We start from the raw sequence: 12,691 nt of genomic DNA on the forward strand, positions 1-12,691 counted from the left end.
GCGTGGGAGGTTCGAGAGCCTAAGTTACGCTGCCCGTTGGCACCCCGGCAGTGCTTTCGTGTGACGATCGTAGGCCCGTGTAGAAGGCTCGAATGCCAGGACGGTGGTAGTGTGCGCGCCTCCCTCATCCAGATCGCAGTAGACCCGGACGAATCGGTCAATTCCCGTAGGGAGCGCGCGGCCTCCTTGGTGAGGCAGCAGCGCGGCGCCGATCTGGTGGTCCTGCCGGAGCTGTGGCCGGTGGGCGCTTTCGCTTACGAGTCGTTCGCCGCCGAGGCCGAGACGCTGGACGGTCCGACGTTCCGGGCGATGTCCGAGGCGGCGCGCGACGCGGGCGTCTGGCTGCACGCGGGCTCCCTGGTGGAACGCGCCCCCGAGGCCGTCCTGGACGGCGCCGCCGACCTCTACAACACCGCGCTCGTCATCTCGCCCGACGGCGCCCTCGTGCGCTCGTACCGCAAGATCCACCGCTTCGGTTTCGACAAGGGCGAGGCAACGTTGATGGGCGCGGGCGACGAGTTGGTGACCGTCGCCCTGCCGGATGCGGTGCTGGGCCTCGCCACCTGCTACGACCTGCGCTTCCCCGAGCTGTTCCGGGGGCTGCTCGACGAGGGCGCGCAGGTCTTCGTGGTCCCGGCGGGCTGGCCGGCCCGCCGCCGCGCGCACTGGACCCTGCTGGCCCAGGCGCGCGCGGTGGAGAACCAGGCGTATGTGCTCGCCTGCTCGACCGCCGGTACGCACGCCGGGGTGGAGCAGTCCGGGCACAGCATCGTGGTCGACCCGTGGGGCGAGGTGCTGGCCGAGGCGGGGACGGGCGAGGAGGTCCTGACCGTCGAGTTCGACCCGGCGAGGGTCGCGACGACGCGCGAGCAGTTCCCGGTCCTGAAGGACCGGCTGCTGGGCGTGACCGCGCCCGGCCGCTGACATCCAGCCGCCGACGTCCCACCGTTGACGCCCCGCCGCTGACGCCCCGAGCCCGCCCGCTCAGTCCTCCTCGCGCTCCTTCTCCGCCATCCGGATCACGCACACCGCGACCGCGATCAGCAGCGACGCGTCCGCGTCGTCCCTGAGCACGTCGATGGCGTACGTCTCGCGCACCCGGAACCACCGGCGCGAGACATGCGCCAGCAGTTCGCCGTCGTACTCGATCGCGAACTCGCGGTCCAGGATCCGCCCGCTCACGTCCAGTTCGGTGCCCTCGGCCAGGGCGACGCGGTAGTGGTTGCGCAGCAGCGACAGCCTCTTCTTACGGATGGTGGCCAGCGGCTCACCGTCCCGCTCGATCGTCATCGCGTCCCGCAGGCTGAGCAGCTTCTGACGGAGTGTGACCAGTACGCGCCCCTGAGGGTCCTTCAGCTCCAGGGTGTCGCGCAGCCGTAGCGCCTTTCCGTCCACGAGGAAGGCCTGGCGGCCCTGCTCGTCCTCGATCCAGTAGTCGTCGCCGATGGCGAAGATCTTGTCGCGCACCAAGTACTTCATGCGCCATCCGTACCCACCGGACTGCCGGGGGACGGCGGTACGGCCTCAGCTGTACGCGTACGGGGGACAGAGCCGCCCTTCGCGGCCGGCTCCGCGCGCAGTCCGCGCGCCAGCATCAGGGTCACCGCGACGGAGGCCGCCGCCAGCACCGTGATGCCCGTCGCCGGGGAGGTCCGCTCGGCGACGGCGCCCGCCACGAGCGCGCACACCCCCTGCATCGTGAGCATGCCGGCGGAGTGCAGCCCGAGGGCGTGCCCGCTCAGTTCTTCCGGGGTCAGGGCCATGAGGCGTTCCTGGGAGACGAGGCTCGCCCCGTAGCCGACCGTCGCGAGCGCGACGACGGCGGCGGCGACCGGCACCGACGGGCTCAGGAAGAAGAACAGGTGCGGCACGGCGAGCAGCAACAGCAGCGGGACCGTGAGCCGCGAGCGCAGGCGGCGGGGGACGAACCGGCCGATCAGGATGTCCCCGGTGAGCATGCCCGCCGCACCGGCGGCGAAGAGGAGCCCCGCGTGCTCGGGTGCGTAGGGCACGTACAGGGACTCGCAGCCGACGACCAGACCGTTGGGCACCCACAGCGCCAGATAGACGGTGCGACGGGGCGGGGACGACAGCAGACGCGCGTTGTTGCGCCAGGTCTGGCCGATCGACGCGCGGCCCGCGGCGCGCGGCGGCCTCCTACTGAGGCCGAGCCGCGCGACGCCCGCCGCCACCAGATACAGCGCGGCGCCGGTGAGCAGCGCGCCGCGCGGGGAGAGGAGGGCGACCAGCAGACCGCCGGTCGCGAAGCCGCCGATCTGCATCAGGCCCGAGGACATGTTGATGGTGGACCGGCCGAGCAGATAGCCCTCTTTGGAGAGGATCTCGTTGAGCAGCCCGAGGAGCACCCCGCCGCCGAGCGCGGAGAGCACACCGAGACCGAGCACGATCCCGAGGACCGCCGGCACGGGCAGTCCGGGCAGGGCGGCGGCGGCCATACCGAGGGCGAACAGCAGCGACAGCGTGACCAGGGTGGCGCGCGGGGGCAGCCGGTCGGCCGCCGACAGCAGCATCGTCGCGCCGATCACCTGCGCGAGGGAGGGGCCGAGCATGGCGAGCGCGGAGAGCAGCGGTGAGCCGGTCGCCGTGAAGACGAGCGTGCCCAGCGCGAGCCCGCTGACGGTCTGGGCCGCGACCTTGCCGGCGGAGGTGAGGAAGAGCGGGGTGAACTCCGGTGTGCGGAACAGCTCTTGGTAGGTGCGCATGCGGGGAGTCTCCGAGGCGCCACGGGCGGGACGTTAATGTTTCGCGACAGCGCGAAACATGGGAAGGGCGGGCGGGACATGGGCTGGTGGCAGGTCGACGCGGACACGCTCGCCGGGAGCCGGTTCGTCGTGTCGCCGCTCACCGAGGCGGTGGCGAGCCTGCGCGCGCTGGAGGAGGGCGGGGCCGCGCATCCCGGCGAGCGCGCGTGGCTGGACACCCATCTGCCGGCGTACCGGGCCCGGCAGGCCGCCGACCCGGTCACGGCGCTGCTGGTACGGGCGGCCTTCGGCCGCACCTGGAACGCCGACTTCATCACGCCCACACCCACCGGCCAGACCCTGACCGACCAGACCTTCGAGGACGAGCTGACCCGGATCCGCGACACCCCGCCGGCCACCGTCCGCGCCGATCTGCTGGTCTCCCTCGACGGCCCGCTGCCCGCCCTCCTCGCGGGCCGTGACGACCTCCCGGAGCGGGCGGCCGAGGCCGTGGAGTGGGTGTGGACGGAGACGGTGCTGCCGTACTGGCCACGGCGGCGGCGTCTCATCGAGGCCGATGTCGTCGCGCGTACGACGCAGTTGAGCCGGGGCGGCTGGGCGGCGGCGATGGGTGACATGCGCCGGGGGATGCGCTGGCTCGGCGGCAGCCGCCTCCAGATCTCCACCCGCGCGGACCGGTCGCAGGAGATCCCCGGGGTGCGGCTGATGTTCGTGCCGGTGACGCCGCAGCAGAGCTGGGTGTCGTGGGACGCCGACCGTTACGCCGTGGTGTACCCGTGCGCCGGAGCCCTGGCCGACGAGGGCGCCCGCCCGCCGGTCCCCGAACCCCTGCGCGCCCTGCTCGGCCCCGGCCGGGCCGGGGTGCTCGCCCTGCTCGGCTCCCCGAAGTCCACGACCCAGCTGGTGGCACTGACGGGCCAGGGCCTCGGCTCGGTGGGCCGCCATCTGCGGGTCCTGCTGGACGCGTCCCTGATCGGCCGCCGCCGGTCGGGCCGTTCGGTGCTCTACTTCCGTACGGAGGCGGGCGAGGTCCTGGTCCGCGCGAGCCGCCCCGGGGCCCGCGGGGCATGACCACCGGGCCCCGGAGGGCCGGGCGGGGCGGTACGCGGTAGCCCGTAATCCTGACGTCCGCGGGCTCGGGGGAGCGGCTCTCCGGACTGTTTCGGCCGCCGTGCGCGGGGTGCCGGAGCGTGGTGTCCGACCCGGGTGGCACCCTTGAACCATGAACGACGCGTCCGCAGCCGTGCCCGCCCCCGCGCCCCGCCGCCGTGCCCGTGTCCGTGCCCCCGAGCTGGTCGGCAGGGGCGGCTGGCTCAACACGGGCGGCACCGACCTCACCCTGGCCGACCTGCGCGGACGTATCGTCCTGCTCGATTTTTGGACGTTCTGCTGCATCAACTGTCTGCATGTCCTGGACGAGCTGCGCGAGTTGGAGCAGAAGCACAGCGACACCGTGGTGATCATCGGTGTCCACTCGCCGAAGTTCGTCCACGAGGCCGAGCACGCCGCCGTCGTGGACGCCGTCGAGCGGTACGAGGTGCACCACCCCGTCCTGGACGACCCGGAGCTGGTGACCTGGAAGCAGTACGCGGTACGGGCCTGGCCCACGCTCGTCGTCATCGACCCCGAGGGGTACGTGGTGGCGCAGCACGCGGGCGAGGGGCACGCGCACGCCATCGAGAAGCTGGTCCAGGAGCTGGAGGCCGAGCACGCCGCGAAGGGCACCCTGCGGCGCGGCGACGGGCCCTACGTCGCGCCCGAGCCGGTCGCCACCGACCTGCGCTTCCCCGGCAAGGTGCTCGCGCTGCCCTCGGGGAACTTCCTCGTCTCCGACTCCACCCGGCACCAGCTGGTCGAGCTGGCCGCCGACGGCGAGAGCGTCGTGAGGCGCGTCGGCAACGGTCTGCGGGGCCTCGGGGCGGACGGGCCCGACGCCGCGTTCAACGAGCCGCAGGGGCTCGCCCCGCTGCCCGACGGCCGGATCGCCGTCGCCGACACCGTGAACCACGCGATCCGCGCCTACGATCCCGCCACCGGCGCTGTCGAGACCCTGGCCGGCACCGGCCGGCAGTGGTGGCAGGGCTCACCCACCCAGGGGCCCGCGCTCGACGTGGCGCTGTCCTCGCCGTGGGACGTCGCCTGGTGGCAGGACCGGCTGTGGATCGCGATGGCCGGGGTGCACCAGCTGTGGACGTACGACCCGGCGACCGGCACCGTCGAGGTCGCGGCCGGCACCACCAACGAGGGTCTGGTCGACGGGCCCGCCGCCGAGGCGTGGTTCGCGCAGCCGTCCGGGCTCGCCGCGGCCGGGGACCGGCTGTGGGTGGCCGACTCCGAGACCAGCGCCCTGCGGTACGTGGAGCCGGACGGGAACGGCTTCGTCGTACGGACCGCCGTCGGCACCGGGCTCTTCGACTTCGGCCACCGCGACGGCCCCGCCGGACAGGCCCTGCTCCAGCACCCGCTCGGCGTGACCGCGCTGCCGGACGGCTCGGTGGCCGTGTCGGACACGTACAACCACGCCCTGCGCCGCTACGACCCGGCGACCGGCGAGGTCACGACGCTCGCCACGGATCTGCGGGAGCCTTCCGACGCGGTGCTCGTCGGTGACGACATCGTCGTGGTCGAGTCCGCGCGCCACCGGCTGACCCGGCTGCGGCTGCCCGACGAGGCCGTCCGCGTCGAGTCGGTGGCGCACCGCACGCGGCGCGCCTCGACCGACATCGCGCCGGGCACGCTGCGGCTCGACGTCGTCTTCGAAGCGCCGGGCGGCCAGAAGCTGGACACCCGTTACGGCCCGTCGACCCGGCTGCTGGTCTCCGCCACACCGGCGGAGCTGCTGGCCGAAGGCGCCGGCGCGGGCACGGACCTCGGCCGTGGGCTGGTGGTGGCCGACGGTGTCACCGAGGGCGTGCTGCATGTCTCGGCCATGGCCGCGTCTTGCGACGACGCGCCGGAGATCGAGTACCCCGCGTGCCATGTCCACCAGCAGGACTGGAGCATCCCCGTACGCGTCACGGCGTCGGGCACCGGCCGGCTGGGACTGGTGCTGGCCGGCCTGGACGCGTAGCGGTACGAGGACGCGCAGGGGTACGGCGCCGCGTAGAGGTACGGCGCCGCGCAGGGGTGCGGGGCGCCGGCGGGCCTACCGGTCGCGTTCGATCACCGTCGGCGGTTGTACGACCGCCCGCCGGCGCTTGGCCATGCTCGTGAACGTCGCGATGCCGATGAGGCCGACGGCCATGAGGATCACCCCGACCAGATCGAGGTTGACGCTCTCCGCCTCCCAGTCCGTCGCGAAAGTGAGGATCGCCCCCACCGCGATGAGTGCGATACATCCGCCAACGCCCATGAATCCCGCCTCCTGATACGAATGGTGGCCGTTCGGGGGCCGCTTACGCGGGTACCCGGCCCCGGAACACCCATGCAGGAGAAGGGAATTCAGCTTTCCAGAAACGCCGTCAGCGCGTTCGCGAGGAGGAACGGGTCGTCGGCGCCGCACAGTTCGCGGGCGCTGTGCATGGAGACGATGGCCGCGCCGATGTCGACGGTCTTGATGCCGTGCCGGGCCGCCGTGATCGGGCCGATGGTCGTGCCGCAGGGCATCGAGTTGTTCGAGACGAACGACTGCCACGGCACCCCGGCCCGCTCGCACGCCGCCGCGAACACCGCGCGCCCGCCGCCGTCCGTCGAGTACCGCATGTTGACGTTGACCTTGAGGATCGGCCCGCCGTTGATCCGCGGGTGGTGCGTCGGGTCGTGGCGCTCCGCGTAGTTGGGGTGCACGGCGTGCCCGGTGTCGGAGGAGAGGCAGACCGTGCCCGCCAGCGCCCGCGCCCGGTCCTCGTAGGAGCCGCCGCGTGCCAGCACCGAACGCTCCATCACCGTGCCGAGCAGCGGTCCGTCGGCGCCCGTGTCGGACTGGGAGCCGCTCTCCTCGTGGTCGAAGGCGGCGAGGACCGGGATGTACGGCAGGGCCGTATCCGAGTCGGCGGCCCCGGCGACGGCGGCCAGCGCGGCCGTACCGGCGTGCACCGACAGCAGGTTGTCCATGCGCGGCCCGGCCACCAGGTCGAAGTCACGCCCGAGGCGGGCGGGCGGCTCGACGGAGTGCGGCATCAGGTCCCAGCCGGTGACGTCGGCCGCGTCGACCCCGGCCTCCTCGGCGACGAAGCGGATCAGATCGCCCTCCTCGGCCTCGCCGAGGCCCCAGACGGGCTGCATGTGCCGCTGCGGGTTGAGCTTCAGACCGTCGGTGTTGACTCCCCGGTCCAGATGGACGGCGAGCTGCGGCACCCGCAGCAGCGGCCGGTCCACGTTGACCAGGCGGTGGCTGCCGTCCCGCAGGGTGAGCCGGCCGGCCAGCCCCAGGTCCCGGTCCAGCCAGGTGTTGAGCAGCGGCCCGCCGTACACCTCGACGGCGACCTGTCGCCAGCCGTACGCGCCGGTGTCGGGCAGCGGCTTCACCCGGAGGTTGGGGGAGTCGGTGTGCGCGCCGACGATCCGGAACGGGGTGTGCGGCTCGGCTCCCTCGGGGACGTACCAGGCGATGAGCGCCCCGCCGCGCAGGATGTACTTGCCGCCGGTGGTCCCCTCCCACGCGTCCGTCTCCCGGACCTGCCGGAAGCCGGCCTTCTCCAGGCGCTCGGCCGCGTTCGCCACCGCGTGGTACGGCGTGGGGCTGGCGGCGAGGAAGGTCATCAGGTCGTCGGTGTGGCCGCGGTCGAAGCGGGCGGATGTGCTCATGTGTTCACCCTAACGAGCCAAGCCGCGCGGCCTCCGACGCGGATGGGCCTTGCGTGCGTACGCCGGGCGGGGTAGTGACCCCGCCCGGCGTACGGACAGCCCTTCCGAACGGCGCGCCCTAGAAGGCCGCCTCGTCCAGCTCCATCAGCGAGTTGTCCACCGACTCGGCCACCACGCGCTCCACCGAGACGCCCGGCAGCACGTTCGCCGCGAAGAACTTCGCCGCCGCGATCTTGCCCTGGTAGAAGGGCACGTCCTTCGCGGAGGCCGTCTCCAGCTTCTCCACGGCCACCGCGGCGCCGCGCAGCAGCAGATAGCCGACGACGACGTCGCCGGACGCCATCAGCAGGCGGGTGGTGTTGAGGCCCACCTTGTAGATGTTCTTGACGTCCTCGGCGGTGGCGGTGAGGTCGGTCAGCATGCGCCCGACGATCGCCTCCAGGTCGACGGCCGCCTTGGCGAGCGCGTCACGGGCGGGCGCCAGCTCGGCGCCGCCCGTCCCGACGGCGAGGAACTGCTTGATCTCCTCGGACAGGCTGTTCAGCGCCTGGCCCTGGTCACGGACGATCTTCCGGAAGAAGAAGTCCTGACCCTGGATGGCGGTGGTGCCCTCGTACAGGGTGTCGATCTTGGCGTCCCGGATGTACTGCTCGATCGGGTACTCCTGGAGATACCCCGAGCCGCCGAGCGTCTGGAGCGACTGGGCCAGCTGCTCGTACGACTTCTCGGAGCCGTAGCCCTTCACGATCGGCAGCAGCAGGTCGTTGAGCGCGTGGTCCGCCTTGACGTCCTCGCCCTCCGCCTCCTTCTTGGCGATCTCGTCCTGGAGGGAGGCGGTGTAGAGCACCAGCGCGCGCATGCCCTCCGCGTACGCCTTCTGCGTCATCAGCGAGCGGCGTACGTCGGGGTGGTGCGTGATGGTGACCTTCGGCGCGCTCTTGTCCATGAACTGCGAGAGGTCGGGGCCCTGGACGCGCTCCTTGGCGTACTCCAGCGCGTTCAGATAGCCCGTCGAGAGCGCGGCGATGGCCTTCGTGCCGACCATCATCCGGGCGAACTCGATGATCATGAACATCTGGCGGATGCCCTCGTGCTTGTCGCCGACGAGCCAGCCCTTGGCCGGGTGCCGGTCGCCGAAGGTCAGCTCGCACGTGTTGGACGCCTTGAGGCCCATCTTGTGCTCGACATTCGTCGCGTACACGCCGTTGCGCTCGCCCAGCTCGCCGGTCTGCCAGTCGAACTCGTACTTCGGTACGAGGAAGAGCGACAGGCCCTTGGTGCCGGGGCCGGCGCCCTCGGGGCGGGCCAGCACGTAGTGAAGGATGTTCTCCGACATGTCGTGCTCGCCGGAGGTGATGAAGCGCTTCACGCCCTCGATGTGCCAGGAGCCGTCCTCCTGCTCGACGGCCTTCGTCCGGCCGGCGCCCACGTCCGAGCCCGCGTCGGGCTCGGTGAGCACCATCGTGGAGCCCCACTGCTTGTCGACGGCGATCTCGGCGATCTTCTTCTGCGCCTCGTTGCCCTCCTGGAAGAGGATGCCGGCGAAGGCCGGGCCCGAGGTGTACATCCAGATCGCCGGGTTGGCGCCGAGCAGCAGCTCCGCGTACCCCCAGATCAGGGAGCGGGGGGAGGTGGTGCCGCCGATCTCCTCGGGGAGGCCGAGGCGCCAGTACTCCGAGTCCATGAAGGCCTGGTAGCTCTTCTTGAAGGAGGCCGGCACCGGGGCGGTGTTGGTCTCGGGGTCGAAGACGGGCGGATTACGGTCCGCGTCGGCGTAGGAGGAGGCCAGCTCGGACTCGGCGAGCTTGGTGACCTCGGAAAGAATCGTCCTGGCTGTCTCGACGTCCATCTCCGCGAACGGGCCCGTGCCGTACAGCTTGTCGCGCCCGAGGACCTCGAAGAGGTTGAACTCGATGTCGCGGAGATTCGACTTGTAGTGCCCCATGGCGACGGCTCCGTAAGCGGTTGGGAGGCTAATTCCTCGTACGCGCAGGCGCACGCGTAATCAGTAACGACTCCGATGATGCTACCCGTCGGTAATAAGATGCAACCCCTCCCGGACATCTGTGACGAGGACGACGAGAGGCGCATGCGGCCCAACGCGTACATGGGTGAGTCTTTCCTCAGTACTCTTGGGCGCATGTACGGCTACGACCAGAACCCTGGCGCTCAGCAGCAGTACGCACCCCCGCAGCAGCCGATGGGCGGCGGATACGGGGAGCAGCCGCTGTACCCCGAGCCGTCCCCGCCCTCGCTGGCGGACGCGGTGCGCGCCTTCACGACCGGGTCGCTCTCCGCCGAGGACTTCCAGCAGATCTTCGCGACGTCGAAGGTCTACTGCCCGCGCGGTGACAACCCCGGGTTCCTGGCCCTGCACAACACCCAGCAGCCGGTCATCCCGATGTTCAGCACGCTCAAGGAGCTGCGGCGGTACGCGGGCAAGGAGTCCAAGTACTTCGTGATCACGGGCGCGGAGGTCATCGACCTGCTGCCGACGGGGTACGGCTTCGTGATCGACATGGAGGGCGACCACCGGATGGTCTTCGACGCGAAGGCCGTGGAGCAGATGGTCGACTTCGCGATGCGGCGGATGTACGGCTGAGCGGAGCGGATGCAGGGCTGTACGGCTGAGGCGGTAGCCCCGCCAATGGCGAACGCCGGGCCGGCCGCGTGTCGCGGCCGGCCCGGCGTGGTGTCGGGGCCGGGGATCTCCTAGCCGCAGTGCTCCGTGCGCTCCTGGTCCGTCATCGCGCGGGTGTGCTGCGTCTTGGTGCTCGGCGCGTCCGGCAGCGGGCCCGTGGCGTCGAACGGCACGTACCAGTAGTAGTGGCCGTAGAACCTGTCCGGGAAGTGCAGCTCGTACTGGCCGCTCACGCGCTGCATCTGCGCCTCGCGCGTCACCCAGCCGACCTCGCCGGGCCGTACGTCGACGTTCGTCTGCTCCGACTCGGTGTGCGAGCTCTCCCAGGTGTGGCTGTAGTTGGTCTCGATGCTCACCTTGAAGACCTTCGCGAAGCCGACCTCCGCGCTCAGGGACACCCCGACGCTGTTGGACTCGCCGGTGGTGTCCGACCAGCCGACGGTGGAGCGCTGGAGGTCCGCGGTGCAGTTGTAGGCGCTGTCGCCGACCTGGTGCGCCTCGCCCATGGAGACCTCGGGCGGGCCGGAGGGGTGGAAGACGCAGAGGTCGGTGCCGTTGTCGCACTTGTCGAGCAGCTCACGGATGGTGGGCTGCTCCTCGGCGGCCTGGGCGCTGGTGGGGGCCAGCGCCATGCCACCGGTGGTGAGGGCGGCGGCCAGCAGGATGGGGAGCCGGGCCTTCGTCCGGGTGCTCCTCGTGGCCTTGGTGTTCTTCATGGGTGCTCCGTGCGGTGTGGGGGGTTTGGTCTGTACGGGTCCGGTACGGCGCCGGCGGCTCAGCTGAAGCCGATCGACTGGGCGCGGTCGTTCATGAAGCTGCCGATGTCACCGGCGTTCTCCTCGAACGGGCCGTCGCGGTCGCCGCCGAGACCGGGCTCCGGGTAGAGCCAGAGCCAGCAGTTGGCCCAGGGCTGCACGGAGCTGATGCGGTTCTTCCAGTCGTCCGGGAGGTCGTACTGGTAGTTGACCCAGCCGTCCTTCTCGCACGGCGCGGTGCCGTAGACGGTCAGGGACGAGCCGCCGAACTGCGGGTCGTCGAAGAACGTGCCCTGGATGACGTCCCCGGCCACGGTCCGCGGGCCGTTGCCCTGGCCGCTCCCGGCGGCGTCGAGTGCTTCGGGGAGGGTCGCGAAGCACGTCTCCGCGTTCGTGGTGACGTCGGCGATGCAGTGCGGCTTCTCGTCGGCGGCGGCCGACGGGGCGGTGAGGGCTCCGGCGGCGAGCAGCGCCGCCGTGCCGGCCCCGGTGAGCCGGGCGAACCGAGCGAATCTTCTCGACATGGGCAACTCCATTTCGGTGGGGGGAAGTTGGCCGGTTGTCGCGGGGGCTTCTGCTCGGCGGAGTGAGCGGGAAACCGGATGCCCGCTCTTGCCCGCAATTCGGGTGCTGCGGCGCAGGTGACGCTCTGAGGCGTGACCGGTTCCGCGGGGTGAACGGGCACGGGAGTGACGGGTGTGGTGACCGGGATCGGCCAGGTTCGGCCGGGGCGGGGCCGGGCAGGGGCGCGGAATACTTCGGCGCTTGCCAGATGTTCACCGTTCAACTAAATTGGAGCCAAAGCCGAGGAGGCCCCCGATGCCCGCTGTGACCGTCGAAAACCCGCTGACCCTGCCCCGCGTCACGGCCGCCGCCGATGCGGTCGCCCGTCCCGTACTCGCCGTGTCCACCGCGCCCGGCGGCTTCGAGGGCGAGGGCTTCCCGGTGCGCCGGGCCTTCGCGGGGATCGCCTACCAGCACCTCGACCCGTTCATCATGATGGACCAGATGGGCGAGGTGGAGTACGCGCCGGGAGAGCCGAAGGGCACCCCGTGGCACCCGCACCGCGGCTTCGAGACCGTGACGTACCTGATCGACGGCACCTTCATCCACCAGGACAGCAACGGCGGCGGCGGCACGATCCGCAACGGTGACACCCAGTGGATGACGGCGGGCTCGGGCCTGCTGCACATCGAGGCGCCGCCGGAGTCCCTCGTGACCTCGGGCGGTCTCTTCCACGGCCTCCAGCTCTGGGTGAACCTGCCCGCGGCCGACAAGATGATGGACCCGCGCTACCAGGACATCCGCGGCGGCCAGGTCCAGCTGCTCACCTCGCACGACGGAGGCGCGCTGCTGCGGGTGATCGCCGGCTCGCTGGACGGGCACGAGGGCCCCGGCATCACGCACACGCCGATCACGATGATCCACGCGACCCTGCGGCCGGGTGCCGAGGTCACGCTGCCGTGGCGCGAGGACTTCAACGGTCTCGCGTACGTCCTGGCGGGACGCGGCGCGGTCGGTCCCGACCGGCGGCCCGTCCACAAGGGCCAGACGGCGGTCTTCGGCGCGGGATCGTCGCTGACGGTGCGCGCGGACGAGTCCCAGGACTCGAACACGCCGGACCTGGAGGTCGTCCTGCTGGGCGGCCGTCCGATCCGCGAGCCGATGGCGCACTACGGCCCGTTCGTGATGAACAGTCACGCCGAGCTGAAGCAGGCCTTCGAGGACTTCCAGTCCGGCCGGCTGGGCACGGTGCCGGCGGACGCCTCGTAAGCGGGCGGGCGTGGAGCGGGGCGGGGAACCGCCCCGCTCCACCTCTGAGTGAC

The 12,691-nt window shown here is 71.4% G+C and carries 12 protein-coding genes; 5 read left to right on the top strand and 7 right to left on the bottom strand.

Translation table 11 applies throughout. The annotated features are described in order from the left end of the window. Positions 1 to 111: 111 nt before the first annotated feature. Entirely contained in the window at positions 112 to 924 is an 813-nt protein-coding gene (locus ACFYNU_RS22205; RefSeq protein ID WP_356591122.1) for a carbon-nitrogen family hydrolase, read from the top strand. Between the two features lie 60 nt (positions 925 to 984). Here the strand turns inward: ACFYNU_RS22205 and ACFYNU_RS22210 are convergent, their stop codons facing one another. After that, positions 985 to 1,479 carry an LURP-one-related family protein gene (locus ACFYNU_RS22210; RefSeq protein ID WP_356591120.1) on the bottom strand — a complete coding sequence of 165 codons (495 nt, stop codon included), beginning with the start codon at positions 1,477 to 1,479 and terminating at the stop codon, positions 985 to 987. Then, positions 1,476 to 2,723, bottom strand: coding sequence for an MFS transporter (locus ACFYNU_RS22215; RefSeq protein WP_356591118.1), 1,248 nt, complete (start codon positions 2,721 to 2,723; stop codon positions 1,476 to 1,478). Before ACFYNU_RS22215 ends, ACFYNU_RS22210 begins: the two co-directional genes overlap by 4 nt. A gap of 78 nt (positions 2,724 to 2,801) precedes the next feature. On the opposite strand from ACFYNU_RS22215, the gene ACFYNU_RS22220 reads away from it, so the two are divergent. Both ACFYNU_RS22220 and ACFYNU_RS22225 read left to right on the top strand, forming a co-directional pair. After that, positions 2,802 to 3,794: a winged helix-turn-helix domain-containing protein gene (locus tag ACFYNU_RS22220; protein WP_356591116.1), complete on the top strand. Its 993-nt coding sequence runs from the start codon at positions 2,802 to 2,804 to the stop codon at positions 3,792 to 3,794. Between the two features lie 151 nt (positions 3,795 to 3,945). Beyond that, complete coding sequence (locus tag ACFYNU_RS22225) at positions 3,946 to 5,793, top strand: NHL domain-containing thioredoxin family protein (protein WP_356591114.1); 1,848 nt, start codon at positions 3,946 to 3,948, stop codon at positions 5,791 to 5,793. A 75-nt stretch (positions 5,794 to 5,868) separates the two neighbouring features. Here ACFYNU_RS22225 and ACFYNU_RS22230 read toward each other — a convergent pair whose 3' ends face one another. The 3 genes from ACFYNU_RS22230 to ACFYNU_RS22240 form a co-directional block, all read right to left on the bottom strand. After that, a complete protein-coding gene (locus ACFYNU_RS22230; RefSeq protein WP_356591112.1) occupies positions 5,869 to 6,075 on the bottom strand; it encodes a DUF6458 family protein in 207 nt (68 codons plus the stop codon). An 89-nt stretch (positions 6,076 to 6,164) separates the two neighbouring features. Beyond that, complete coding sequence (locus ACFYNU_RS22235; RefSeq protein WP_356591110.1) at positions 6,165 to 7,469, bottom strand: M18 family aminopeptidase; 1,305 nt, start codon at positions 7,467 to 7,469, stop codon at positions 6,165 to 6,167. A gap of 118 nt (positions 7,470 to 7,587) precedes the next feature. Next, positions 7,588 to 9,414: an acyl-CoA dehydrogenase gene (locus ACFYNU_RS22240; RefSeq protein WP_356591108.1), complete on the bottom strand. Its 1,827-nt coding sequence runs from the start codon at positions 9,412 to 9,414 to the stop codon at positions 7,588 to 7,590. Positions 9,415 to 9,609: 195 nt separating this feature from the next. On the opposite strand from ACFYNU_RS22240, the gene ACFYNU_RS22245 reads away from it, so the two are divergent. Further along, complete coding sequence (locus ACFYNU_RS22245) at positions 9,610 to 10,071, top strand: SseB family protein (protein WP_356591106.1); 462 nt, start codon at positions 9,610 to 9,612, stop codon at positions 10,069 to 10,071. Between the two features lie 110 nt (positions 10,072 to 10,181). Here ACFYNU_RS22245 and ACFYNU_RS22250 read toward each other — a convergent pair whose 3' ends face one another. Both ACFYNU_RS22250 and ACFYNU_RS22255 read right to left on the bottom strand, forming a co-directional pair. Beyond that, complete coding sequence (locus ACFYNU_RS22250; RefSeq protein ID WP_356591104.1) at positions 10,182 to 10,826, bottom strand: hypothetical protein; 645 nt, start codon at positions 10,824 to 10,826, stop codon at positions 10,182 to 10,184. A gap of 59 nt (positions 10,827 to 10,885) precedes the next feature. Then, complete coding sequence (locus ACFYNU_RS22255; protein WP_356591102.1) at positions 10,886 to 11,389, bottom strand: hypothetical protein; 504 nt, start codon at positions 11,387 to 11,389, stop codon at positions 10,886 to 10,888. A gap of 295 nt (positions 11,390 to 11,684) precedes the next feature. Here ACFYNU_RS22255 and ACFYNU_RS22260 point away from each other — a divergent pair, with 295 nt between their 5' ends. Then, positions 11,685 to 12,638: a pirin family protein gene (locus tag ACFYNU_RS22260; RefSeq protein ID WP_356591100.1), complete on the top strand. Its 954-nt coding sequence runs from the start codon at positions 11,685 to 11,687 to the stop codon at positions 12,636 to 12,638. Positions 12,639 to 12,691: the final 53 nt, after the last annotated feature.

It is taken from the genome of Streptomyces sp. NPDC006643 (assembly GCF_042870175.1).
In the GTDB taxonomy this organism is placed as follows: Bacteria; Actinomycetota; Actinomycetes; order Streptomycetales; family Streptomycetaceae; genus Streptomyces.

Excerpts from the sequence above, each read along its gene's own strand:
- ACFYNU_RS22210 (WP_356591120.1), bottom strand. The coding sequence starts at position 1,479 with ATGAAGTACTTGGTGCGCGACAAGATCTTCGCCATCGGCGACGACTAC.
- ACFYNU_RS22215 (WP_356591118.1), bottom strand. The coding sequence starts at position 2,723 with ATGCGCACCTACCAAGAGCTGTTCCGCACACCGGAGTTCACCCCGCTC.
- ACFYNU_RS22220 (WP_356591116.1), top strand. The coding sequence starts at position 2,802 with ATGGGCTGGTGGCAGGTCGACGCGGACACGCTCGCCGGGAGCCGGTTC.
- ACFYNU_RS22225 (WP_356591114.1), top strand. The coding sequence starts at position 3,946 with ATGAACGACGCGTCCGCAGCCGTGCCCGCCCCCGCGCCCCGCCGCCGT.
- ACFYNU_RS22230 (WP_356591112.1), bottom strand. The coding sequence starts at position 6,075 with ATGGGCGTTGGCGGATGTATCGCACTCATCGCGGTGGGGGCGATCCTC.
- ACFYNU_RS22235 (WP_356591110.1), bottom strand. The coding sequence starts at position 7,469 with ATGAGCACATCCGCCCGCTTCGACCGCGGCCACACCGACGACCTGATG.
- ACFYNU_RS22240 (WP_356591108.1), bottom strand. The coding sequence starts at position 9,414 with ATGGGGCACTACAAGTCGAATCTCCGCGACATCGAGTTCAACCTCTTC.
- ACFYNU_RS22245 (WP_356591106.1), top strand. The coding sequence starts at position 9,610 with ATGTACGGCTACGACCAGAACCCTGGCGCTCAGCAGCAGTACGCACCC.
- ACFYNU_RS22250 (WP_356591104.1), bottom strand. The coding sequence starts at position 10,826 with ATGAAGAACACCAAGGCCACGAGGAGCACCCGGACGAAGGCCCGGCTC.
- ACFYNU_RS22255 (WP_356591102.1), bottom strand. The coding sequence starts at position 11,389 with ATGTCGAGAAGATTCGCTCGGTTCGCCCGGCTCACCGGGGCCGGCACG.
- ACFYNU_RS22260 (WP_356591100.1), top strand. The coding sequence starts at position 11,685 with ATGCCCGCTGTGACCGTCGAAAACCCGCTGACCCTGCCCCGCGTCACG.